Raw genomic sequence first — 23,304 nt, forward strand, 5'->3', positions numbered from 1 at the left:
AAACGAAGAGCCTCGCATGACTCGACCTGATCCGCTTGCCGCAATGCCCGCCTGGATGGCCCAGTTGGCCGACACGACCCAGTGGCAGAATTTGCTGAAACCTTTGCAGTTGCCATCGACACCAGGAAGCCAGCCGGCCATTCCGGGGATGCCCGCAGTCGAATTTGATCCGTCCGCCATGGCGGCGCTGCAAGTCGCGTACATGCAGGAGCTGGGCACGTTGTGGCAAAACACAATGGGTGCATCGACACCGGCAACGAATGACAAGCGCTTCAGCGCACCGGCATGGCAATCCAACCCGGCCGGTGCATTCAATGCCTCGGCCTATTTGCTCAATGCGAAGTTTCTCAATGCGATGAGCGACGCCGTCAAGGCCACCCCGAAGGTCAAGGAAAAAATCCGTTTCAATGTGCAGCAACTGGTCGATGCGATGTCGCCGGCAAACTTTCTGGGGACTAATCCCGAAGCACAGCAATTGCTGCTTGAGTCCAAAGGCGAGAGTCTCACGCGCGGCATGACGCAATTGCTGGCAGATATGCAGAAGGGCCGCATTTCGCAGACCGATGAAAGCGCCTTTGAAGTCGGCAAAAATGTCGCCACGACCGAAGGTGCCGTGGTCTTCGAGAACGACCTGTTCCAGCTGCTGCAATACAAACCGCTGACCAAGACGGTGTTCGAGCGGCCGCTGCTGATCATGCCGCCGTGTATCAACAAGTACTACATTCTTGATCTGCAACCCGAGAATTCGCTGGTGCGCTATGCGGTCGAGCAGGGTCACACGGTGTTCCTGATTTCGTGGCGCAATCCGGATGCATCGCTGGGACATCTGACCTGGGACGATTACATCAAAGAGGGCGCGTTCAAGGCGATCTCGGTGACGCAGGAAATTTCTGGTCAGGAGCAGATCAACGCGCTCGGTTTCTGCGTCGGTGGCACCATTCTGTCGACAGCGCTGGCGTTGCTGTTTGCGCGCGGCGAAAAGCCCGTCGCCAGCCTGACGCTGCTCACTGCGTTTCTCGACTTCACGGATACCGGCATCATTGACGTGTTCGTCGATGAAGAATCGGTGGTCCAGCGCGAGCAGGCCATCGGCAAAGGTGGTTTGATGGAAGGCAAGGAATTTGCCCAGACTTTTTCCAGTCTGCGTTCCAACGATCTGGTCTGGAGCTACGTCAAATCGAATTACCTGAAAGGCGAAGCGCCACCGGCGTTCGACCTGCTGTACTGGAATTCGGACAGCACCAATTTGCCGGGTCCGATGTTTTGCTGGTACTTGCGTAACACGTATCTCGAAGACGGCCTCAAGCATCCGGGCAAGGTTAGCGTGCTGGGCGAGCCGGTCGACTTTGGCAAGATTGCCGCGCCAACGTTTTTGTATGCATCGCGTGAAGACCATATCGTGCCGTGGACATCTGCCTACGCGTCGATGGCGCTGCTCAATCCGAAGCATCCGAAACTGAACCAGTTTGTCGTCGGTGCATCCGGTCATATTGCCGGTGTCATCAATGCGCCAGCCAAGAACAAGCGCAGTTTCTGGAGTAACGAGAAGCCTGCCAAATCAGCTGCCGAATGGATGGAAAAATCCACCGAGCAGCCCGGCAGCTGGTGGCCAACGTGGGCCACGTTCCTGCAAAAGTATGCCGGCAAACAGGTGGCACCGCGTGCGTATGGCAATGCCGCGTATCCGGTCATCGAACCAGCACCGGGTCGCTACGTCAAAGCCAAAGCGGGCTGAGCGTCGGTGAACGGCGGTGAGCGTCCTGGTGCAATCGCTCGCTCAACGCAATTTGCTGCGGTGAGCACGGTCGCATCAGCAATGCAGGAACCCCGGCAAATGCGGAAGTGCCGGGTTAGTTTGACTCTATAATGGCGGAGCTCGAAAAGAACGAGCGTTCAATTCGGTAGTGATTAACGAAGATGCGTTGCGACGCAATAAGTGGAATGGTCTATGAACAGCGTTAAAAAACCAGCAGATCGATTGATCAAGAAGTATCCGAACCGTCGGTTGTACGACACCCAAACCAGTTCCTACATCACGCTGGTCGATGTCAAGCAACTGGTGCTGGAGAACGAAGTCTTCATGGTCGTCGATGCCAAGACCAGCGACGACCTGACCCGTGCCATCCTGCTGCAAATCATCCTCGAAGAGGAATCAAACGGCTCGCCCATGTTTTCCAGCGAAGCGCTGTCGCAGATCATCCGCTATTACGGTCACGCGATGCAGGGCATGATGGGCAACTATCTGGAGAAAAATATCCAGGCCTTCATCGATATCCAGAACCAGCTGACTTCCAATTCCAAGGGCATGTACGAAGGCAAACCGTTCAGTCCCGAGATGTGGACCCAGTTCATGAATGTCCAGGGACCGATGATGCAGGGGATCACCAGCAACTACATCGAGCAGAGCAAGAACCTGTTCGTGCAGATGCAGGAGCAAATGCAGAACCAGACCAAATCGATGTTCGGTGCATTCCCGTTCAATCCGCTGGACCCGTCGAACAAGAAATAATCAGGCAAGAACCCGCCCGATCCGGGGCGACGCAAAGGGTACAATGGCGGCTTCGCTTTTTGTGCTCTTTTTTACGCGCCTATCTCATGTCCAGTCCATCCGTCGTCATTCCCGCAGTCATTCCCGCAGTCATTCCTATTGCAGTCTTTCCTGCCATCGCTCCCAAAGTCGGTTTTGTCTCGCTCGGCTGTCCCAAAGCCCTGGTCGATTCCGAACAAATCCTCACGCAACTGCGCGCAGAAGGCTATGAGACCGCCAAGTCCTACGATGGTGCCGACCTCGTCATCGTCAATACCTGTGGCTTCATCGATGCAGCGGTACAGGAGTCGCTCGATGCGATCGGCGAGGCACTGCACGAAAACGGCAAGGTCATCGTCACCGGTTGCCTGGGCGCAAAGAAGGATGCCAACGGTGAAGACATCATCCTGAAAGTCCATCCGAAAGTGCTGGCCGTGACCGGTCCGCATGCCCTCGGTGAAGTCATGGATGCGGTTCACATTCATCTGCCAAAACCGCATGCGCCATTTCTCGATCTGGTGCCGCCACAAGGCGTCAAGCTGACCCCAAAACATTTTGCCTACCTGAAGATTTCGGAAGGCTGCAACCATCGCTGCAGTTTCTGCATCATTCCATCGATGCGTGGTGATCTCGTCTCGCGCCCGATTGCCGAAGTCATGCTCGAAGCCGAGAACCTGTTCAAGGCCGGCGTGCGCGAGTTGCTGGTGATTTCGCAAGACACCAGCGCATACGGGGTCGATGTCAAATTCCGCATGGGCTTCTGGAATGGCCGTCCGGTCAAGACGCACATGACGCAACTGGTCGAAGCACTGGGCGAACTGGCTAAACAGTATGGTGCCTGGGTGCGCTTGCACTACGTTTATCCGTATCCGCATGTCGATGCGATCATTCCGCTGATGAACGAAGGCCATGTACTGCCATACCTTGACGTGCCGTTGCAGCACGCCCATCCGGATGTGCTCAAGCGCATGAAGCGTCCCGCCAATGGCGAGAAAAACATCGAACGCATCCAGGCCTGGCGCGCGATGAGCCCCGACATCACGATCCGCTCGACCTTCATTGCCGGCTTTCCCGGCGAGACCGAAGCCGAATTTGAATACCTGCTGGACTTCCTGAAAGAAGCTGAAATTGACCGATTGGGTTGCTTCGCCTACTCGCCAGTCGAAGGCGCTACCGCCAATGCACTGGACAATCCGGTGCCGGAAGAACTGCGCGAAGAACGTCGTGGCCGCGTCATGCTGTTGCAGGAACAGATTTCGACCAAGCGCCTCAAAGCCAAGGTCGGCAAGACACTGCGCGTGTTGATTGATGCGCTTGATGGCAGCGGCGGCGTTGGGCGCTCGTCGGCTGATGCGCCGGAAATCGATGGCGTGGTCTACGTCAAGCCACCGTTTGAACCGCATCGCAAACTCAAGGTCGGCGATTTTGTCGAGGTCGAGATTACTGCCTCCGACGCGCATGACCTGTGGGGCGAAGCGCAGTAAATTCCCTTTCTGCCAACCGTTCATGGAGAGCAAGTGATGACCCATCCAACAACGCTGCAAACCCGATTGAGCCACAGTGACTACACCGCACCGGACGGCTTCGATGCCTTTCCGGTGCCTATCCATCACGCATCAACGGTGGTCTTCAAGGATGTCGCGGCGATGCGTTCGCGCAGTTGGCAGCACAAGAATTCATACACCTACGGCCTGCACGGTACGCCGACTTCGTTCACGCTCGAAGCGCGTCTGGCTGAAATCGAAGATGCCCATCAGTGTTTGCTGGCCCCGAGCGGGCTGGCGGCAATTGCGCTGATCAATCTCGGCCTGCTCAAAAGCGGCGACGACGTGCTGTTGCCCGACAATGTCTACGGTCCCAACCGCGACATGGCGCAGTGGCTGGGGCAAGACCACGGCATCAGCGTGCGCTTCTACGATCCCCTGATCGGGGCCGACATTGATGCGCTGATCCAGTCCAACACACGCTTGCTGTGGACCGAGGCACCCGGCTCGATCACGATGGAAGTGCCGGATATTCCGGCGCTGTGCGCCGCCGCCCATGCGCGTGGCGTGCTGGTGGCGATCGATAACACCTGGTCCGCCGGCCTCGCTTTCCGTGCGTTCGAGCATGGCGTCGACATCATCATGCAGGCGCTGACCAAGTATCAGTCCGGTGGCTCCGACGTGCTGATGGGTGCCGTGCTCACGCGTGATGCCGCGCTTGCGCAGCAGCTCGGCCTGGCGCACATGCGTCTGGGCATGGGTGTCGGGATGGATGATGTCTATCTGGTGCTGCGCAGTTTGCCGAGCATGCCATTGCGTTTCAAGGCGCACGATGTGGGCGCACGCGCTGTCGCTAGCTGGCTTAAAAGCCGTCCGGAAATTGCGACGGTGCTGCATCCGGCGCTGGAAGATTGTCCCGGTCATGCGCATTGGCAGCGCGACTTTACCGGGGCCGGTGGCCTGTTCTCGGTGATCTTTGATGACCGTTTCACGGAAGCGCAGACCGACCGTTTTGTCGATAGCCTGCAGTTGTTCCGCATCGGTTTTAGCTGGGGTGGTAGCAACAGTTTGTGCGTGCCGTACCGCATGTCAGGCATGCGCAAAAACTGGACCCATACCGGACAACTGGTGCGCTTCAATATCGGGCTGGAAGATCCGCGCGACCTGATCGCCGATATTGCCTATGCGCTGGACGCCATCGGCAACTGAGCTGGCAAGCGGTAGCGGCATCGCTACCGCGACCGGATCAGCGCTGCATCGATGGCATAGCCCGATTGTCATTGAGGTCGATGAAGCCGCGGATCAGGCGATACGCCTTCCAGATCCACGCGCCAAACCAGATCAGATACGCCAGCGGAATCCCGATGAAGGTGATGAAGCACAAACCGCCGGCGATGATCCAGAACAGATACCACCAGAACGATGAAATCTGCCAGCTATGGTGGCTGTAGACAAACGTCCCGGCAGCATCGCCGCGTTTGAGATAGCTGATGATCAGCGGAATCCACGAGAATGCACCGAGCGCAAAGACCAGGCTGAGTGCATGAAAAATATAGAGCCACCAGGCGAGGTCCTTGATGGATTGGGTTGGCTGGTCGAGCAAAAGATCTTGTGACATGGATTAGAAATTCCTGTGTGAATGGCCGGTTACTTCTGATATGCCGCCATGCCTGCCAAACTTCAAGGCGTCAGTGCGCATGCACACGCTGGCGGTATTGCCCCGGGCTGGCACCCGTCCACTTCTTGAATGCCCGATGAAACGCGCTGGCTTCGGCAAAACCGAGATCGCCGGCGATGTCGGCCATGCTCCGGTCGGTGTGGCACAGGAAGTCGACCGCCATGTCGCGCCGCAGCTGATCCTTGATGGTTTGAAACGTCTGGCCTTCTTCGTCGAGCCGACGTCGCAGCGTTGACGGTGTCATGTGCAGGCTGTCGGCTACTACATCAAAATCCGGCCATTCGGTGCGCGCTGCCGTGCGTAACCGGCGCCGGATCTGCGCCGCCAGGCCGGTGGTGTTCTTGTATTTCAGGACGATATTGGCCGGTGCTCCACGCAGAAAATCCTTCAGGCTGTCACGGTTCTGGACCACCGGCAAATCCAGATGGGACAGCTCGAACGAGAGCCGCGTCGCATCGGCATCGAAGCACAGCTGTTCGCTATACATGCGCTGGTATTCGGCGCTGCGGGACGGTTCCGGATACGCGAAGGTCGCCGAGCGGATCGCGATGCGCCGTCCGACCAGCCAGCACGCGACGCCATGCTGCATCATCAGCAGTGTCTCGACGCCGAACACATGCGGCGCACGTCCTGCCGTTTCGCGGATGACCAGATGGGCATGGCGATGATCGACTTCAAGCGCGCACTGAAAATCATCGAGGATCAAATTGAAAAAGCGCACCATCTGCAGCAGCGCCAACCGCAGTGTCGGGCAGTGGATCAGGCCCTGGCTGAGCATCGCAAACGTGCCCGGCTTCATGCGTCGACTGTCCTGATTGAACAGTTCGTCATCAAGGGCCAGCGCCACGCCGCGCCACAAGGTGCTGAAATTCTGTGCAGTGACGCGACTCTGCGATGACTGCAATAACACCGGCGCAATCCCGGCCTTGCGCAACAGCGCAGCCGGATCAATGCCGCGCGCAATGACCGCTTCAAGGGCCGAGCGTACGAAGTAAATGGAGACGTTACCTTTGTCCATGGAAGTGTTTGGAGTGACCGGTCAGTAACAAGCAGCGAGTGTAGCGCGAAGCACCGTGCCTGCCATGGCCGGTTGACCATTCCAACCAATTAGTTTGCTATTTTTTGGTATGGCTATCGGCCAACGACCTTCCTATACTGGGAGTGCCATTTTTCGTCCCCATTTATCTTTTCCGTGAAGCGACCCGCCATGACCGATCTCTCCGATGTCCAGAAACTGACCGAATACAAAGTCGTCAACAAGGTGCGCTTCGTCACGGCCGCGTCGCTGTTCGATGGTCACGATGCGTCGATCAACATCATGCGCCGCATTCTGATGGCCAATGGGGTCGAGGTCATTCATCTGGGGCACAACCGTTCGGTCGACGATATCGTCACCGCGGCGTTGCAGGAAGACGTGCAAGGCATCGCGATCTCCAGCTATCAGGGTGGCCACGTCGAATATTTCAAGTACATGATCGACCTGCTGCGCGAGCGCGGCGGTGCGCACATCAAGGTCTTTGGCGGCGGCGGCGGCGTGATCGTCCCGACCGAAATCGCTGACCTGCATGCGTATGGCGTCTCGCGCATTTTCAGTCCCGAAGACGGCCAGCGGCTCGGTCTGGTCGGCATGATTCTGTCGATGATCCAGGCGTGCGACAGTGACCTGTCGGTCTATGCACCGATGACACTGGCACCACTCGAAAACGGCTCGCTGGTCGAGCGTCAGCGTCCGTTGTCGCAACTGATCACCGCACTGGAAAATGACAAAGTCACCGCCACGCTGAAAACCGAACTGCATACCGCCGCAGATGTGATCAAGGTACCGGTGCTCGGCATCACAGGCACCGGCGGCGCGGGTAAATCATCGCTGACCGATGAGCTGATCCGCCGCATCCGGCTCGATCAGGATGACGCGCTCAACATCGCCGTGATCTCGATTGATCCATCGCGTCGCAAGTCCGGTGGTGCGCTGCTCGGTGACCGCATCCGCATGAATGCGATCAGTCCGTGGAGCGGTGTGAGCCGCGTGTTCATGCGTTCGCTGGCCACCCGCGACGCCGGGTCCGAAATCTCGGAGGCGCTGCCCGATGTCATCGCCGCCTGCAAGGTCGCCGGATTTGATCTGGTGATCGTCGAAACCTCCGGCATCGGCCAGGGTGATGCGGCCATCGTCGAACACGTGGACTTGTCGATGTATGTGATGACGCCAGAGTTCGGCGCTGCGTCGCAACTCGAAAAAATCGACATGCTCGACTTTGCCGACTTCGTCACGATCAACAAGTTTGACCGCAAGGGGTCGCTCGATGCCTTGCGCGATGTCGCCAAACAGTATCAGCGCAACCGCGAATTGTGGAGCATGAAGGTCGAGCAGATGCCGGTGTTCGGCACGCAGGCATCACGCTTCAATGACGATGGCGTCACGGCGCTGTATCAAGGTTTGCTGCCACGGTTGGCCGAGTGCGGTTTGCCGGTCAAACCCGGCAAGCTGGCAGTTGTCGCCGTGCGCCATTCATCGGGCAAGAACGCCATCGTGCCGCCGGCGCGCAGCCGCTATCTGGCCGAGATCGCCGACACGGTGCGCGGCTATCATGTCTTCACCGCGAAGAACGTCAAGCTGGCGCGCGAACGCCAGCAATTGCAGGAATCAAAACGCATGCTGGCCGAAGCCGGCAAGGTCGTCGACATGGACGACCTGATCACCGAACGGGACAACAAGCTCGATGCCGGTGCCAGGCAATTGCTCGCTGGCTGGCCCGCGATGCAGGCCGCCTATGCCGGTGACGATTTTGTCGTCAAGATCCGCGACAAGGAAATCCGCACCCGCCTGGTGGCAACCACGCTGTCAGGGACCAAGATCCGCAAGGTGGCACTGCCTCGCTACGAAGATCATGGTGAAATCCTGCGTTTCCTGATGCTGGAAAACGTGCCGGGTGCGTTCCCGTACACCGCCGGCGTATTCCCGTTCAAGCGTGAAAACGAAGACCCGACCCGCATGTTCGCCGGGGAGGGCGATGCCTTCCGCACCAACCGCCGCTTCAAACTGGTGTCCGAAGGAATGGCAGCAAAGCGCCTGTCCACTGCCTTCGATTCGGTCACGCTGTACGGTGCCGACCCGGCTGTGCGGCCTGATATTTACGGCAAGGTCGGTAACTCGGGCGTCTCGATTGCGACCCTCGACGACATGAAAGTGCTCTACAGCGGCTTTGAATTATGCGACCCGACCACCTCGGTCTCGATGACCATCAACGGCCCTGCGCCATCGATCCTGGCGATGTTCATGAACACGGCAATCGACCAGCAACTCGACAAGTTCCGCGCTGATAAATCGCGCGAGCCGACAGCCGACGAGGCCGCCACCATTCGCGCATGGGTCTTGCAGAATGTGCGCGGAACGGTACAGGCCGACATCCTCAAGGAAGATCAGGGCCAGAACACCTGCATTTTTTCGACCGAGTTTTCGTTGAAAGTGATGGGCGACATCCAGCAGTATTTTGTCCAGCATCTGGTGCGTAATTTTTACTCGGTATCGATCTCCGGTTATCACATTGCCGAAGCCGGTGCGAACCCGATTTCGCAGCTTGGCTTCACACTGTCGAATGGCTTTACTTTCGTCGAAGCCTATCTGGCACGCGGCATGAAGATTGATGATTTTTCGCCTAACCTGTCGTTCTTCTTCAGCAATGGCATGGACCCGGAATACACGGTACTGGGCCGCGTTGCCCGGCGCATCTGGGCGGTAGCGATGCGCGAGAAATACGGTGCCAACGAGCGTTCGCAAAAGCTCAAGTACCACATCCAGACCTCGGGTCGCTCGCTGCACGCGCAGGAAATCGACTTCAACGATATCCGCACCACGCTGCAAGCGCTGATCGCGATTTACGACAACTGCAATTCGCTGCACACCAATGCCTACGATGAAGCGATCACCACGCCCACCGACGAATCGGTACGCCGTGCGCTGGCGATCCAGCTGATCATCAACCGCGAGTGGGGTCTGGCCAAGAACGAAAATCCGAATCAGGGCAGCTTCATCATCGACGAACTGACCGACCTGGTCGAAGAAGCGGTGCTGCAGGAGTTTGAACGTATCGCCGAACGCGGCGGCGTGCTCGGTGCAATGGAAACCGGCTACCAGCGCGGCAAGATCCAGGAAGAGTCGATGCTCTACGAGCACCAGAAACACGATGGCACGCTGCCCATCATCGGCGTCAATACCTTCCGCAATCCGAAGGCCAGCGACACGCCGCAAGTCATCGAACTGGCCCGCTCCAGCGATGAAGAAAAGCAGTCGCAACTCACGCGTCTGGCAGCCTTTCATGCACTGCACGCCGACGAATCCCCCGCGATGCTGGCCGCGCTGCAGCAAGCGGTGATCGAGGACGGCAACGTGTTTGACAAGCTCATGGATGCGGTGCGGGTCTGCTCGCTTGGACAGATTACCGATGCGTTGTTCGAGGTGGGTGGGCAGTATCGGCGCAGCATGTGATGGTGGTAACGCGTCCGGCCTGGTGCCGCTTTGTTGTCAGCGAAAGTGTGCAGCAACAGAGCGGTATTAAGCGATGAAGAACTGATTCGGGGATCGACGATATTCTGGCTGAAAGTACGTTATTGGGCTTGGCTGGTGGGAGCATTGGCTTGGTGCTGGGCGTGGCCGCTGAGTGGTTTATATCTGCCACGGCTCACTACTGGCCTTCTCGCATTTGAAGTTCACCAACGCCCCGTAAGAGCTTACCCAGCAAGGCGCTCCGGTCATGTGTCATCAAATTGCGCCTTCGCTCTCAATGAGCCTTGTTCTGCCATGATGGGATCTGTGGCCTGGCCGCGTGCAACGATTTGTAGCTTAACAGAGACCGGTTCCAGCGCCTGGCGGATCACTTCTAGTGCGCCTTCGGGCGTGGCACTGCCGCACATGAAAATGTCGGCGGCAGCAAAGCCGAACTCTGGCCAAGTATGAATTGATATATGTGATTCTGCCAGCAGGAGTACCCCGGTCACGCCTTTACCTTCGCCAAAGGCATGAAAATGGCTGTGCACGATGCGTGCATTGGCCGCCAGCGCAGCGTCATACAGCAAGAGTTCGATGGCAGTGCAATCTGCCAGCCTGCTTGCATCGACGCCGTAGAAATCAGCCAGCAAGTGCGCGCCCGCAGGTTGATAAGAGCTTCCCATTATTTATGGCCGCCGCTGCCACCACCCCAACTACCACCCCTACCGCCGGTATTGGAGCTCCAGCCGCTGCCCCGAGCGGCACTGCCAACCGAATCACTGCTGGTCGCCGAGCCAATGAGCTTGGCCCAGCTGACGCCCGTCGAAAGTGCGGTCACCAGCACGGCATAAACCACGAATTTGACGTTCATTTTTCCGCCATGTCGATCGACTCCAAATACCTGGCCGGAAAATACACCGCGGCCAGAGCCAGCGCCGTGTAGAACACCGTACCCCAGAAGTTGAGGAGCAGTGGTATCGCGTTCAGCGCCAGGATCCACAGCATGAACTTGTGGGTCGTGCCGCTTTTCAAAGGGGCACCGTCATCTGCCTTGTCCGCCTTGATATCCTTGCCGAACCACGCACGGATCTGGTCTGCGGCTACTGGCGACGAATGGGACCAGGTCATTTCCTGTGCCGTCATTTCGGCCGTCAGCTTGTTCTGGCCATTTTCAAATTCGACTACACGTGTTTTATCGCCGGCAGTCACTCGCCAGTTGAATGCACCTGCCGCAAACGATACCGTGGCCCGGTATTCATAGAGTTTGGTGTAGTTGACCTTGTCGAGCAGCGCCGTATCACCGTTGGTCCAGTTTGGCCATTTTTCCTTCACATTGGCACGCTCCCATCCGTCACTGGTCTCGATCAGCCAAAAGAACCCGCTGCGCGGACTGTGCATCAGATATTCGGTCCACACGGTCTGTTCATCATCAGCGCGGCGCATCACGCCGATCAGGGTGAATTCGACACCACTGACCGTTGCTTGCGCACCCAGCTGCAGAGTCGTGCGCACATTTTCCAGACGGTCGCCTGCAGCCAGCACCTGTGCCTTCGGGCTGGCTGCGTCAAGCTGCGACTGGCAGCTCGGGCAGATGATGTGTGCCGTCACACCCGGCAGGTAGCGGATGCTGCTGCCACAGGAGGGGCAGTTCAGCGTATCGATTTTTCCCTTGAACTTGCCGGCGCTGGTCTTGACCTGATCGTCGTCGCGTAATAGCTGGCACTTGAGCTGGTCGAGCGTCACCGACTGGCCCGTATAGACTTTGGTCTCGATGTCAGAATAATCGAGTGTCAGAAAAAAACTGCCGTTACGGAAGTCGGCAACCTGTGCCTGCCAGCCCTGGCCAACCTGAAATGGCAATTCGCCCTGGCCCCCGACGCATTGCGCCTCGCGCACTTCTGCCGCGGTGAAGCTGATCTTGGCGACCGTGTACTGGCGTCCCGGCACAATATCGGCAAACGTCGGCAAAGCGTCATCAGCGGGATTTTCGGTGGTCAACGTGTACAGACCAGAGGAGTCGCCCAGCCAAGCCACCTTGCCATCGTCGTACATCAGATACCACTCGTTCCACATGCCGGCGGCATAGCGTAACTGGATGCGTCCGATCACGGTAAAGCTGTTACCGCCAAAGACGCCGGAAGTGCCGATCTGGATCGGGGAAAAGTCTTCCAGCACGTCCGACATGCGGCCAAGATTCTTGACCGAGTCGGCATCCTTCAGGGCTGTGGTCTGACAGTATTCGCAGACCGCCATTACCGAAGCATGGGAGCGAAAATTGACTTGTGCGCCGCAACTCGGGCAAGAAACAGTCTGCATTGGCGGGTGCGCTAGCCGATCAGCTTCTTGAGAATCTCAGCTTTTGCACCGTCATAGTCGGTGGCGGAGATCAAACCCTTGTCCAGCATTCCCTTGAGTTTTTCGAGGCGTGTTTCCAGCGACTCTGCCGGTGCCGCAGCGGGTGAAGCAGGTGCAACCGGTGTGGATTGCGGTACCGGTTGCGGCGTCCCCGCTTCGGTCAGGCCTTGTGCCATCACCTGGCCAAACGCAATCCCCGACGACAGACCGGCACCGAGCCCAGCCAGACCACCTTCGTTTTGTGCGGCGAGCGGGATCGAGCTGGCAACCTGGAATTTGGTGAAGCCGCTCATCTTGTCGGCACCAAGACCAGCCTTCATGCCGGCCGAGATGCGCTCGTCGAGTGCTGCCTGCAATTCTTCCGGCAGGCTGATGCTACCGACATTGAATTCGTCCAGCCCCAGGCCGTATTTTTCAAAAGCAGCGGCAAGATCGCCCCGTACCTGTTGCGCCATCAGCGTCTGGTTGGCAGCCATGTCGAGAAACGGCACGCTAGATCCGCCCAGCGAAGTCGCCATGGTGGCTATCGTGATACCGCGCAACTGGTCTTCCACTTCGTCGCGGGTATAAGCTTCGCGGGTGCCGCTGATCTCGGTAAAGAATTTGCGCGGATCGGCGATCCGGTACGAGTACATGCCAAAAGCGCGCACCCGAATCATGTCAAAGTCCTTGTCACGGATCGTGATTGGCTGCACGGTGCCCCACTTGCGGCCAGTCTGAATCCGTGTACTGAAAAAATAGACATCCGACTTGAAAGGCGAATCGAACAGCTTGTCCCAGTTCTTGATGTTGGTCAGAACTGGCAGCGTGTTGGTAGCAAGCTTGTGATTGCCCGGTCCGAACACGTCGGCAATCTGGCCCTCATTGACGAACACCGCCACCTGCGATTCGCGCACGGTGAGCATGCCGCCATTCTGGATCTCAAAATCCTGCATTGGATAACGCCAGGCCAGCACGCCCTCGGTTTCTTCGTTCCACTGCAGTACATCAATGAATTGTTTCTTGATAAAGGAGCCGATGCCCATGGTTTTTCCTCGATTCAAAGTTGTGCGGGACAAGTGGGCGCGCAGTCTGGACAGCGCGTTTGCTGCTTACCACAAAGTGCAATATTCAGGAAATGGCGGCGGCATTGATCGCTCCGATGGACAGAGAAATGGACCCCATCAAACCGCCGAATGCTGCATTGCCGGACTCGATATGATCCTTCGACATGCGCAACAGCCGGGTGGCAGCAGCATAGACAAGAACCTGCACCAGCATGGCACCCGCAGCCCAGGCGACAAACTGGCGATAGTCCGAGGAATGGATGAGGCACGACGCTATCGTCAGCGAGAAGCCAAGCAGCGACCCGCCCAAAGATAGCGCGGCCGCCGTATTGCCTTGACGGATCAGCAGCAGTTCGTCAAACGGCGTGATGTAGGTATAGACCCTGAAAAAAGCCAGGATCAAACCACTAGCCAGCAGCAGGTGAAGTACATAGTTGACAATGGCGGACAAGGCATTCTCGCAACTTATGGTTACCGGGTTGGAATTACTAAAGTATAGTATTTCAAAAGGTAACCAATGAACAAAAGAATTTTAATCCTTTCGGTATTTGTCGTTGCTTCATGCGGCCTGGCTTATGAACTGATTGCCGGCGCTTTGTCAAGCTACCTGCTTGGTGATTCGATCCTGCAGTTTTCCACCATTATTGGCTGCTACCTGTTTGCCATGGGCGTAGGCGCGCATTTTTCAAAGTACGTCAAGGACGAGGACGTGCTGTCGCGCTTCGTCGATATCGAGCTGACAGTGGGCCTGATCGGTGGTCTATCAGCAGCGGCGCTGTTTCTGACGTTTTCGTGGATGCCGGCACCGTTTCGCATTCTGCTGTACGTGGTGGTGTTCATGATCGGCGCCTTGGTGGGAATGGAGGTGCCGCTGGTGATGCGCGCGCTCAATGCGCGCCAGACCGACTTCAACGAACTGGTCAGCCGCGTGCTGACGTTTGACTATCTTGGCGCCTTGGCGGTATCGGTTCTGTTTCCGCTGGTACTGGCACCGTACCTTGGCCTGACGCGCACCGGATTCATGTTCGGCATGCTCAATGTCGGTGTGGCAGTGTGGACCATCTATGTGTTCCGCAACGAACTCAAGAATGTCACGGGCCGTGTGCTGCGCGCCAGCGCGGTGATGTGCGTGCTGACATGCGGCTTTGCACTGTCGGAGCGCATGGTGGCCTGGGGCGAGCACGGACTGTTTGGCGATCAAATCATTTTTTCGACCACCACACCCTATCAGCGCCTAGTTGTTACGCGCTGGAAAGACGATCTGCGCCTGTACATTAATGGCAATCTGCAATTCTCGTCACGCGATGAATATCGCTATCACGAAGCCTTGGTCCACCCGGCGCTGGAGACATTGCCCTGGGCGCGGTCTGTGCTGGTGCTGGGCGGTGGTGATGGCCTGGCGCTGCGTGAAATTCTGCGCTATCCGAACATCCGCAACGTCACCGTAGTCGATCTTGATCCCGCCATGACCGCGGCTTTCACTCGCCGAGCAGAGCTAGTAAAGCTGAACGGTGCCGCCTTCAGCGATCCGCGCGTGAAAGTGGTGAATGCCGATGCAGCGGTCTGGCTGCGTGATAGTGACGCGATGTTCGATGCAGCGATCATCGATTTTCCCGATCCATCCAGTTTCGCACTGGGAAAACTGTACTCGGTGCCTTTGTACGGCATGCTCAGAAAACGCATTGCGGCGAATGGCCTGATCGTGGTGCAATCGACCTCGCCATTTTTTGCGCCGCACGCTTTCTGGTCCATCGATGCCACCCTGCGCGACGTTGGCCTACTGACCTATCCGTATCATGCCTATGTGCCCTCGTTTGGCGAATGGGGTTTTATCCTGGCCTCGCCGCAGCAGCAGTATCAGCCACCGACCCAGTACCGTCTGCCTATGCGTTATCTGAACGCCGACACTACGCGTGAGATGTTTCTTTTTCCGCCTGACATGCCGCGTTTGCAAATGGAGCCGAACCGGCTCAACACGCAGTCGTTGGTCCGGCATTTCGAGCGTGACTGGCGCGAGGTGATTCGCTGATGGATCGCCGATCTTTTCTGATGTCGGGGGGGATTGCCGGTGCGGCGCTGTTGGCCGGAGGTGCGGGATTTCGAGGCTGGCAAGAGATCGATGCCAGGATCAATCATCCAGGGCGCACGGATGGACACTTTCTGCGTGACCGACGAGCATTGCCGCCGGCATCCGAACTAATAACGACAGACGTGGTGATTCTCGGCTCCGGCGTCGCCGGACTGACTGCCGCCTGGAAAATGAACAAGGCGGGCCACAAGAATTTTTTGATGATCGATGGCCCCCAGCCATATGGCAACGCGGCGGGTGGACGATTTGGAGAGCTCGCCTATCCGACCGGGGGCCATTATCTGCCGCTCCCTTCGCCTGAGTCGTCGCACGTTCGTGAAATCCTGAGCGACCTTGGCATCATCCTGCGCAACCCGATGAGTGAATCGCCTTACTATGACGAGCGCTTGATCCTGCACGCGCCGGAAGAACGGCTACTGTTCAATGGCGTCTGGCAGAATGGTTTCATTCCAACCGAGGGCGTGGCGCAAGAGGAGCTTGACGAGCACACGCGCTTTTTTGCAGAAGTGGAGCGGCTGCGCAACCTGCATGGCGGCGATGGCAAGCGTATCTTCGTCTTCCCGACCGTCCTGTCTTCGACTGACCCGCAATGGCATGCGCTGGACCAGATTACGCTCAAGGACTGGCTGGATCAGAACGGCTACCGTTCCCCGACTCTGCATTGGTACCTCAATTATTGCTGCCGCGATGATTATGGCCGACGCTATGACCAGATTTCGGCCTGGGCCGGTTTGCACTATTACTGCAGCCGCTGGGGGCAGGCTGAAAATTCGGGCAAGGGTGCCTGGCTTACGTGGGCAGGCGGCTTGCATACCGTCGCCGAAGCGATGGACAAAGCCGCCGGCAATCGCCGCAAACCCGGCACTGCCGTGTCGTTGAAGACGACCGCAGACGGGGTTGAAGCGTTATGCTTCGAGCTCGTCAATGGCGTGCCGCACACCTATCTTGTTCGCGCGCGCAAGGCGATCTGCGCGATGCCGCTGTATGTCGCAGCTCGGGTCGTCCAGTCGATCAAGGAATACGGCTTCGATCCGGCCCTGCATTTGCCCGACTATGCGCCCTGGATGGTATCGAATTTTTTGATGAAGGATTTTCCGGTGGAGCTGCCGCACGCGCCGCTGTCGTGGGATAACGTGGTGTACCAGGAGCCTGGTCTTGGGTATGTTGTCTCAACGCACCAGGATATCCGCGTCGCTCTACCGGGCAAGACAGTCTTCAGTGCCTATCGCGCGTTGTCGGATCAGACACCCGACGCGGCCAGAAAGTGGCTTGATACGGCGAGCCCCGACGACTTGCTGGAGCTGGCCTGCGTGGATTTGAAGGCAGCCTATGGCTGGAAGTTTGCGCCTTGCGTTGAGCGCGTCGAGATGACCCTGCGCGGTCATGCGATGGCAGTGCCGTCGCCAGGATTTCGCACGAACATGGGACTGAAGGCCCTGCGCGAACTGGACGGACCGATATTGTTTGCACATGGCGACCTGTCCGGTTTTTCAGTTTTTGAAGAGGCTGCCTGGTGGGGCTACAGGGCTGGACAGTTGTCCTTGACCTGAACAGGGGCCAGTACAACGACAACCTGCGACACGTCAAACGCCAGATGCGTTCGGCTCAGAACATGAAACGCAGCAACGCGCAATCGCCTGAACTGCAGGAGAAAAACGCGACACGCATTGTGCAGGCGCATGAGGACTATCTGGCTGTCAGCGCGCACTATCTCGACAAGGCCGAAGCGACGCTAGCCAAGCTTGACGGTCTTGAGAACGCCACCGAATCGGATGGCCGCACGCAGCAGGAGATCGCGGGATTGATCCGGCATGCTCGACACCAGATCGATCAAACCCGGCGGCGCGTGATCCTTGACGAAGCCATCGCCACGCCGCAACTCATCGAACTGGCCCGTTCCAGCGATGAAGAAAAGCAGTCGCAACTGACGCGTCTGGCGGCTTTTCATGCACTGCACGCCGATGAATCGCCAGCGATGCTGGCCGCGCTGCAGCAAGCAGTGATCGAGGACGGCAACGTGTTTGAGAAGCTCATGGATGCGGTGCGGGTCTGCTCGCTCGGGCAGATTACCGATGCGTTGTTCGAGGTGGATGGGCAGTATCGGCGCAGCATGTGATGGTGGTATTGAGCCCAGCCTAAGGCCGCCTGTCGTCAGCGAAAGTCTGTAACAACAGAGCGGTATTGATCGATGAAGAACTGATTCAAAGGTCTTCAACATAACAGATCAGTATTGCTCTTTTAGTTGATTTCTGATCGGCTAATGGGAATAATAGAGCGATTCCACTCTGTTATGCGAGGTTGACTTGAAGATTGCCACTTTTGAAGAACTCGGCGCTGCGGTACGTGCGACGCGCGTTGCGCTCGACATACCACTAGCTGATCTGGCCGGGACGCTAGGCACCTCGAGCACCATGTTGCGTCGGCAAGAGCAAGGCAAAGCAACCGCGGCTCTTAAAATTCTGTTTGCCACATTGCATGAACTAGGCGTGGAGCTGATCCTGGAGCTGCCGCCCGGCGTGCCGCCAGTCACGTCCGACCCGGCCGGGCGCAAGAAAAGAGCGCGGCCGTGAACCGGGTGCTGCATGTCTTCCTGAACAAAGAAATGATTGGCACCTTGTTCGAAAATCAAGGTATCTGGTCCTTCCAGTACGTGATGTCCTGGGTGGCGACCGGTTACAGCCTGGCTCCCGGACTACCGCTGACATTTGAAAAAATTGAGGACGGCGGTTCCATCCGGCCGGTCCAGTGGTTTTTCGATAATCTGTTGCCGGAAGATGCCGTCCGCGCCCAGCTGACAGCAACGCTGCCTGCTGATGCGTCCGACGCCTGGAGCTTGCTTGCTTATTACGGTGCCGAGTCCGCTGGCGCACTGACCTTGTTGCCACCCAATACAGAGCAATTGGCCGGTGGTTTGCAGCCGCTCACTGACGAAGACTTGGAAGCACGTATCCGTGCCATGCCGCGACAGCCACTTGCGGCAGGTGCACCAAAAAAAATGTCCTTGGCAGGTGCGCAGCAAAAACTTCAGGTGGTGGTGGGTAGCGAAGGGAAACTGTTTGAGCCGATCGGTGCACAGGCATCCACGCACATCCTGAAGCCGGACGTGTCAAGCGAGTTTTATCCCTGCAGCGCCGTCAACGAATGGTTCTGCGCGCGCTTGGCACAGGAACTCGGGCTGTCCGTACCGCCGGTGCAGTTACGTTATGTGCCGTCAGCGGTGTATATCATCGAGCGCTTTGACCGTCAGGTTGAGGGAGCGCAGACATCGCGCCTGCACGCGCTGGATGCCGTGCAGCTGCTGACGCTGTCTGCCGCGTCAAAGTACGCCAGGTCAGGCGTCGATGCACTGATCGACATCGTCGAAAAATGCCGGCCACCGGCGACCACGCGGCTGGCTCTGTTTCGCTGGACGTTATTTAATATATTGATCGGCAATAGCGATGCCCATTTGAAGAATTTGTCCTTGCTGGCAACGCGAGGCGGCTATCAGCTGGCACCGCACTATGACTTGCTGGCGACCTCGGCGTGGAACAGGCCGGAGCTGGCCTCGTCGGGCGAGTTGACATGGCCGGACGTGCCGATGTCGTTCAAGGTGGGAGACGCAACAACCTACCCGCAGCTCACTCGGCAGCACTTGCGTACTTTTGCGCGTCAGCTCGGTGTCGCTCCCGGTGCCGCCACGCGTGAAATGGACCGGATGACCGGAAACGGTGAACGCATGGCCGATAAAGTTCGAGCCGAATTTGAAGCAAGAAGCGATGTCCCGACCCATGCCAGAGCCAGCCAGTTGCGCATGATTCTGGCGATCATTTATTTGCCAATCACGACGATGGCAAAGCAGCTTCGTAAAGACTGAACCCAAATTATCGAACTGGCCCGTTCCAGCGATGAAGAAAAGCAGTCGCAACTCACGCGTCTGGCGGCTTTTCATGCACTGCATGCCGACGAATCTCCGGCGATGCTGGCCGCGCTGCAGCAAGCGGTGATCGGCGCAGCATGTAACGAAGCCCATCGGTTTGTGCGGGTGCGGTGCAATGCCTTTCGGTTATTGCACCCGATGCCCCAGCCACCGCGCCCAGCACCACATTACTTCTCCATCGCTGGCATGGGCGCAAACAATGCTTCGAGGTCTTCACCGGAAAACTTCACCGCCGCCGCGCCGTCTTCCGACAGGATGCCTTCGGCCAGCGCCGCTTTCTTGTCCTGCAGCGCCACGATTTTTTCTTCGATGCTACCGGCGACAATCAGCTTGTAGACGAACACCGGTTTTTCCTGACCGAGCCGGTGTGCCCGGTCGGTGGCCTGGTTTTCGGCGGCCGGGTTCCACCACGGGTCGTAATGGATCACCGTATCGGCAGCGGTCAGGTTCAGACCGACGCCGCCGGCTTTCAGGCTGATCAGGAATAGCGGCACCTCGCCATCCTGAAAACGCCGGACCGGCGTGGCGCGGTCGGTGGTGTCGCCGGTCAGCAGCACGTAGGGGATGCCGGCTTTTTCTACCGCCTTGGCGATCAGCGCGAGCATGCCGGTGAACTGCGAAAACAGCAGCACCTTGCGACCTTCTTCGATCATGTCCGGCAGCATCGACAGCAGCAGTTCGAGCTTGGCCGATTCCTTGACGTTGGTGGCCTGATCGAGCTTGACCAGACGCGGATCACAGCACACCTGCCGCAACTTGAGCAGCGCATCGAGGACGACGATATGGCTGCGTGCCAGTCCCATTTCAGCGATCACCGCGCGCACCTTGTCGTGCATCGCGGTACGGACGATTTCATACAGGTCGCGCTGGCCACCTTCGAGTTCGACTTGGCGTAGCACCAGTGTTTTGGGTGGCAGCTCGGTAGCGACTTCGTTCTTGCGACGACGCAGCATGAATGGCCGGATGCGGCGCGCCAGCAGATCGCGCCGGACCGTGTCACCGGCTTTTTCAATCGGCGTGCGCCAGCGCTTGGTGAAGTCCTTTTGCGCGCCAAGAAAACCGGGCAGCAGGAAATCGAACATCGACCACAGTTCACCGAGATGGTTTTCCATCGGCGTACCGGTCAGGCACAAGCGGTGGCGCGCCTTGATGCTGCGGATCGCGACGGCAGCGCGGGTGCTGGCGTTCTTGACGAACTGGGCTTCATCAAGGATGAGCAAATGGTAGTTGTGCAGCGACAGCACGTCATGGTCGCGCCACAGCAAGGCGTAGGTAGTCAGGATCAGGTCGTGATCACCAATCTGGTCGAACTGGTCCTTGCGTCCCGCGCCATGCAGCACCAGTATCCGCAGACTCGGCGCAAAACGACGCGCTTCTTCACGCCAGTTGTGTACCAGCGAGGTCGGCACCACCACCAGCGCAGGCTGATCGAGACGACCCGCTTCCTGCTCGACGAGCAGATGGGTCAGTGTCTGGATGGTTTTTCCGAGGCCCATGTCGTCGGCCAGCACGCCCGACAGATTGTGCTCGCGCAGGAACTGCATCCACGACACGCCTTGTTGCTGATAACTGCGCAGCTCGGCCTGCAAGCTGGCCGGTACCGCCACATCGCTGATGCCGCCGCCAGCCTTGAGACGCTGGGCCAGCAAACGGATCGAGTCGTCGCCATTGAATTGCCAGCGGCCGGTGTCGTTGAGTGCCTCAAGCCGGCCCGCATCGAAACGCGAGACGCGCAGCGGTTCGCCGGTGTTGCCGTCAAACAGATCGATCAGCACCCGCACGACCGGTTTGAGACGATCGGCGCGCAGGCGCAACCGTTCGCCGCGATCGGTCTTGAGTTCGATGGCTTCGTCGTCGCCAATACTGTCAAGCCCGCCCTTGAGCCAGCGCGCATCGCGCTGGAACAGCTCGGCCAGCAGCGGTTCGAGGCGCACCTTGCGATCGCCAACGAGGATGCCCATGTCGAGATCGAACCAGCCATCTGCGGCCTGATGCATTGCGCCGTCGATGGCGTCGATGTCGATGATGTTGAAACGGAAGTCGCCGTCCATGTCGACGCGCCAGCCTTTTTCGCGCAGGATCGGCACGTCGTCTTCGACAAAGCTCGGCCACGCGTCCGCATCGAGAAAACCCCACATCGATGGTGGCAGCGGCTTGCTGGCAAAAATACGGCCCGACGGAATATGGTCGAGACCGGTTTTGCGCAGTTCGGCCAGGCGAGCTTTTTCGGCTAGCGGCTGGCGCTTGACCTGGACCAGCTCCTGCGTGCGGGTTTTAATCAACGTGGTCGTGCTGCCGAGGTCGAAAGCGACACCGTCATAATCGAAGCGCACGCTGCCGAGGTCGAACTCCTTGCCGTACGGACCATAGCTGCCGACATGCGCGGCATGGACCGGGATCGTGTCGAGTTGCAGCACCGGTTGCGGCGCGCAGTCGATGATGCGTATCGCCGCCATTTGCGCCACTGGCGGGGCCGGCATTTCCGGCGCGATCTGGCGCAGCACGGCGGCCACCATCGGTACTTCGGCCAGCGTGATTGGCGGCATCGTCAGGTATTCGGCGATCTGGTTGGCGGGGCAGGACAGGTTGACCAGCCCGGCTTCGGCAGTGGCGGCATCGGCATACCAGAGCGGCTCGACCAGAATCACGCTGGTCGAAGACGGGCTGGTTTGCAGCCGTGGTTGCAGGCGGTCAGATTGACCCGGTTGCCAATCGATCAGGCCATCGCGTGGCTCGCCCGGTTTGAGCGGGATGACGGCAATGGCACCGTGTTCGTCCTGGACGAACAAGCGTCCGGTGGCGAGCATTTTTTCGATGACAGTCGCGCCGTTGGAACCGGCCAGTCCGAAACCGCTGCCATAGCCGGCACGGGAACGTCCCATCCACAGCAGGCGCAGGATGCCGAGATCTTCTTCGCTGATGAATTGCGGCGCATTGAGCAGCGCGCTTTCGACATTGTTCCAGGGGGCGCCGATGGCGCTGATGGTGCCGTCGCGCTTGACGCCCGCCTTGAAGAACAGCACCTCGAAATTGCGGTGGTAGCGCGAAAACGCCAGCACATAAACCAGCGCGGTATTGGGGCGCGTGGCACGCGGTTTCTTCGGGTCCAGTGTCGTCACGCGAGCGCGCAATTGCTCCAGCCAGTTGATCAGTTCCGGACGCACGGCGGTGCTGACTGCGTCGCTGTGTTCGAGGCTGGCCATCATCAGTGCCGCGACATGTTTGCAGTCATAGCCGACCGGGCAGCTGCAATTGGAGTCAATGACGAGTTGCTTGTCAGCCTGGCGAAATGCCACCATGGTCTGGTAAGGCGTCAGCTCGGAACCCTGGACTTCGCCGCGCAGCAGGTTGTTGTTCCACTCCAGATTGCTCACGCGTCGCACATAGGGGCGTCCCTTGGCGAGCGTTGCAGGGCCTAGCCAGCGAAGCAACTGGGCATGGTCGAACGGAAAAGCGTGCGATGTCATTGTCATGAGGAAATTAAGTCGGCGGCAAATACCCGTGATTATAAGTTGCCTGTTGATCTGGACGACATTGACGTGAAAACGTCACTTGATGCAGCGCTATGGCATGAGGTGTCGGTTGCGCATGTTCTCGCCGGTTTCGATCCAGATGAATTGGGTCGGCAGCAGTCTGGTGAAATAATTTTTCCAGTATTCGACCGTGTCGCGCTCGGTCAACCACGGCCCATGTTCGATGAGCAGTCGCTTGTTGGGCATC

The 23,304-nt window shown here is 58.3% G+C and carries 18 protein-coding genes and 1 pseudogene; 10 read left to right on the forward strand and 9 right to left on the reverse strand.

The genetic code is table 11. The features are described 5' to 3' along the window. Positions 1-16 precede the first annotated feature (16 nt). From phaC to QN370_RS16360, 4 genes are all read left to right on the forward strand, one after another. Positions 17-1,735, forward strand: a complete 1,719-nt coding sequence (phaC, locus tag QN370_RS16345) for a class I poly(R)-hydroxyalkanoic acid synthase (protein ID WP_322127622.1) — start codon at positions 17-19, stop codon at positions 1,733-1,735. 213 nt (positions 1,736-1,948) lie between these two features. Then, positions 1,949-2,509 carry a polyhydroxyalkanoate synthesis repressor PhaR gene (gene phaR / locus QN370_RS16350; RefSeq protein ID WP_322127621.1) on the forward strand — a complete coding sequence of 187 codons (561 nt, stop codon included), beginning with the start codon at positions 1,949-1,951 and terminating at the stop codon, positions 2,507-2,509. A gap of 86 nt (positions 2,510-2,595) precedes the next feature. After that, complete coding sequence (gene rimO, locus QN370_RS16355) at positions 2,596-4,011, forward strand: 30S ribosomal protein S12 methylthiotransferase RimO (protein ID WP_322127620.1); 1,416 nt, start codon at positions 2,596-2,598, stop codon at positions 4,009-4,011. Between the two features lie 36 nt (positions 4,012-4,047). Continuing rightward, positions 4,048-5,220 carry a cystathionine beta-lyase gene (locus QN370_RS16360; protein WP_322127619.1) on the forward strand — a complete coding sequence of 391 codons (1,173 nt, stop codon included), beginning with the start codon at positions 4,048-4,050 and terminating at the stop codon, positions 5,218-5,220. Positions 5,221-5,257: 37 nt separating this feature from the next. Here QN370_RS16360 and QN370_RS16365 read toward each other — a convergent pair whose 3' ends face one another. Continuing rightward, complete coding sequence (locus tag QN370_RS16365; protein WP_322127618.1) at positions 5,258-5,629, reverse strand: hypothetical protein; 372 nt, start codon at positions 5,627-5,629, stop codon at positions 5,258-5,260. Positions 5,630-5,699: 70 nt separating this feature from the next. Then, a complete protein-coding gene (locus tag QN370_RS16370) occupies positions 5,700-6,707 on the reverse strand; it encodes an AraC family transcriptional regulator (protein WP_322127617.1) in 1,008 nt (335 codons plus the stop codon). A gap of 189 nt (positions 6,708-6,896) precedes the next feature. On the opposite strand from QN370_RS16370, the gene icmF reads away from it, so the two are divergent. Continuing rightward, positions 6,897-10,175: a fused isobutyryl-CoA mutase/GTPase IcmF gene (icmF, locus tag QN370_RS16375; protein ID WP_322127616.1), complete on the forward strand. Its 3,279-nt coding sequence runs from the start codon at positions 6,897-6,899 to the stop codon at positions 10,173-10,175. Between the two features lie 263 nt (positions 10,176-10,438). On the opposite strand, the gene speD is transcribed toward icmF, so the two are convergent. The 5 genes from speD to QN370_RS16400 form a co-directional block, all read right to left on the reverse strand. Next, a complete protein-coding gene (gene speD, locus QN370_RS16380; protein ID WP_322127615.1) occupies positions 10,439-10,858 on the reverse strand; it encodes an adenosylmethionine decarboxylase in 420 nt (139 codons plus the stop codon). Next, complete coding sequence (locus QN370_RS16385) at positions 10,858-11,046, reverse strand: hypothetical protein (RefSeq protein ID WP_322127614.1); 189 nt, start codon at positions 11,044-11,046, stop codon at positions 10,858-10,860. The genes speD and QN370_RS16385 overlap by 1 nt, the downstream gene beginning before the upstream one ends. Further along, on the reverse strand, positions 11,043-12,491 hold the full coding sequence (locus tag QN370_RS16390) for a DUF4178 domain-containing protein (RefSeq protein ID WP_323581751.1): 1,449 nt from the start codon (positions 12,489-12,491) through the stop codon (positions 11,043-11,045). Before QN370_RS16390 ends, QN370_RS16385 begins: the two co-directional genes overlap by 4 nt. Positions 12,492-12,502: 11 nt before the next feature. Further along, positions 12,503-13,555: an SPFH domain-containing protein gene (locus QN370_RS16395; protein WP_322127612.1), complete on the reverse strand. Its 1,053-nt coding sequence runs from the start codon at positions 13,553-13,555 to the stop codon at positions 12,503-12,505. Between the two features lie 85 nt (positions 13,556-13,640). Continuing rightward, a complete protein-coding gene (locus QN370_RS16400) occupies positions 13,641-14,027 on the reverse strand; it encodes a DUF350 domain-containing protein (protein ID WP_322127611.1) in 387 nt (128 codons plus the stop codon). 66 nt (positions 14,028-14,093) lie between these two features. Here QN370_RS16400 and QN370_RS16405 point away from each other — a divergent pair, with 66 nt between their 5' ends. The 5 genes and pseudogenes from QN370_RS16405 (at position 14,094) to QN370_RS16425 (ending at position 19,521) form a co-directional block, all read left to right on the forward strand. Next, the gene (locus tag QN370_RS16405; RefSeq protein ID WP_322127610.1) at positions 14,094-15,605 is read left to right on the forward strand and encodes a polyamine aminopropyltransferase; all 1,512 of its coding nucleotides are present in this window, start codon (positions 14,094-14,096) and stop codon (positions 15,603-15,605) included. Further along, entirely contained in the window at positions 15,605-17,215 is a 1,611-nt protein-coding gene (locus tag QN370_RS16410; protein WP_322127609.1) for an NAD(P)-binding protein, read from the forward strand. Before QN370_RS16405 ends, QN370_RS16410 begins: the two co-directional genes overlap by 1 nt. 323 nt (positions 17,216-17,538) lie before the next feature. Next, a pseudogene (locus tag QN370_RS16415) lies at positions 17,539-17,781 on the forward strand (hypothetical protein); the annotation flags it as partial. Between the two features lie 187 nt (positions 17,782-17,968). Further along, complete coding sequence (locus tag QN370_RS16420) at positions 17,969-18,235, forward strand: hypothetical protein (protein WP_322127607.1); 267 nt, start codon at positions 17,969-17,971, stop codon at positions 18,233-18,235. Next, positions 18,232-19,521 (forward strand): HipA domain-containing protein, encoded by a 1,290-nt coding sequence (locus tag QN370_RS16425; protein ID WP_322127606.1) that lies wholly within the window; start codon positions 18,232-18,234, stop codon positions 19,519-19,521. Before QN370_RS16420 ends, QN370_RS16425 begins: the two co-directional genes overlap by 4 nt. A 230-nt stretch (positions 19,522-19,751) precedes the next feature. On the opposite strand, the gene QN370_RS16430 is transcribed toward QN370_RS16425, so the two are convergent. Both QN370_RS16430 and QN370_RS16435 read right to left on the reverse strand, forming a co-directional pair. Continuing rightward, positions 19,752-23,057, reverse strand: a complete 3,306-nt coding sequence (locus QN370_RS16430; RefSeq protein WP_322127605.1) for a DEAD/DEAH box helicase — start codon at positions 23,055-23,057, stop codon at positions 19,752-19,754. A gap of 90 nt (positions 23,058-23,147) precedes the next feature. Continuing rightward, the gene (locus QN370_RS16435; protein WP_322127604.1) at positions 23,148-23,303 is read right to left on the reverse strand and encodes a hypothetical protein; all 156 of its coding nucleotides are present in this window, start codon (positions 23,301-23,303) and stop codon (positions 23,148-23,150) included. Position 23,304: the final 1 nt, after the last annotated feature.

The organism is Actimicrobium sp. CCI2.3, assembly GCF_035019065.1.
Lineage (GTDB): Bacteria > Pseudomonadota > Gammaproteobacteria > Burkholderiales > Burkholderiaceae_D > Actimicrobium.

What these genes read in the sequence shown, in the direction of transcription:
- QN370_RS16395 (WP_322127612.1), bottom strand. Translation starts at nt 13,555, where the DNA reads ATGGGCATCGGCTCCTTTATCAAGAAACAATTCATTGATGTACTGCAG.
- icmF (WP_322127616.1), top strand. Translation starts at nt 6,897, where the DNA reads ATGACCGATCTCTCCGATGTCCAGAAACTGACCGAATACAAAGTCGTC.
- phaC (WP_322127622.1), top strand. Translation starts at nt 17, where the DNA reads ATGACTCGACCTGATCCGCTTGCCGCAATGCCCGCCTGGATGGCCCAG.
- phaR (WP_322127621.1), top strand. Translation starts at nt 1,949, where the DNA reads ATGAACAGCGTTAAAAAACCAGCAGATCGATTGATCAAGAAGTATCCG.
- QN370_RS16435 (WP_322127604.1), bottom strand. Translation starts at nt 23,303, where the DNA reads ATGCCCAACAAGCGACTGCTCATCGAACATGGGCCGTGGTTGACCGAG.
- QN370_RS16385 (WP_322127614.1), bottom strand. Translation starts at nt 11,046, where the DNA reads ATGAACGTCAAATTCGTGGTTTATGCCGTGCTGGTGACCGCACTTTCG.
- speD (WP_322127615.1), bottom strand. Translation starts at nt 10,858, where the DNA reads ATGGGAAGCTCTTATCAACCTGCGGGCGCGCACTTGCTGGCTGATTTC.
- QN370_RS16370 (WP_322127617.1), bottom strand. Translation starts at nt 6,707, where the DNA reads ATGGACAAAGGTAACGTCTCCATTTACTTCGTACGCTCGGCCCTTGAA.
- rimO (WP_322127620.1), top strand. Translation starts at nt 2,596, where the DNA reads ATGTCCAGTCCATCCGTCGTCATTCCCGCAGTCATTCCCGCAGTCATT.
- QN370_RS16405 (WP_322127610.1), top strand. Translation starts at nt 14,094, where the DNA reads ATGAACAAAAGAATTTTAATCCTTTCGGTATTTGTCGTTGCTTCATGC.
- QN370_RS16410 (WP_322127609.1), top strand. Translation starts at nt 15,605, where the DNA reads ATGGATCGCCGATCTTTTCTGATGTCGGGGGGGATTGCCGGTGCGGCG.
- QN370_RS16430 (WP_322127605.1), bottom strand. Translation starts at nt 23,057, where the DNA reads ATGACAATGACATCGCACGCTTTTCCGTTCGACCATGCCCAGTTGCTT.
- QN370_RS16365 (WP_322127618.1), bottom strand. Translation starts at nt 5,629, where the DNA reads ATGTCACAAGATCTTTTGCTCGACCAGCCAACCCAATCCATCAAGGAC.
- QN370_RS16360 (WP_322127619.1), top strand. Translation starts at nt 4,048, where the DNA reads ATGACCCATCCAACAACGCTGCAAACCCGATTGAGCCACAGTGACTAC.
- QN370_RS16390 (WP_323581751.1), bottom strand. Translation starts at nt 12,491, where the DNA reads ATGCAGACTGTTTCTTGCCCGAGTTGCGGCGCACAAGTCAATTTTCGC.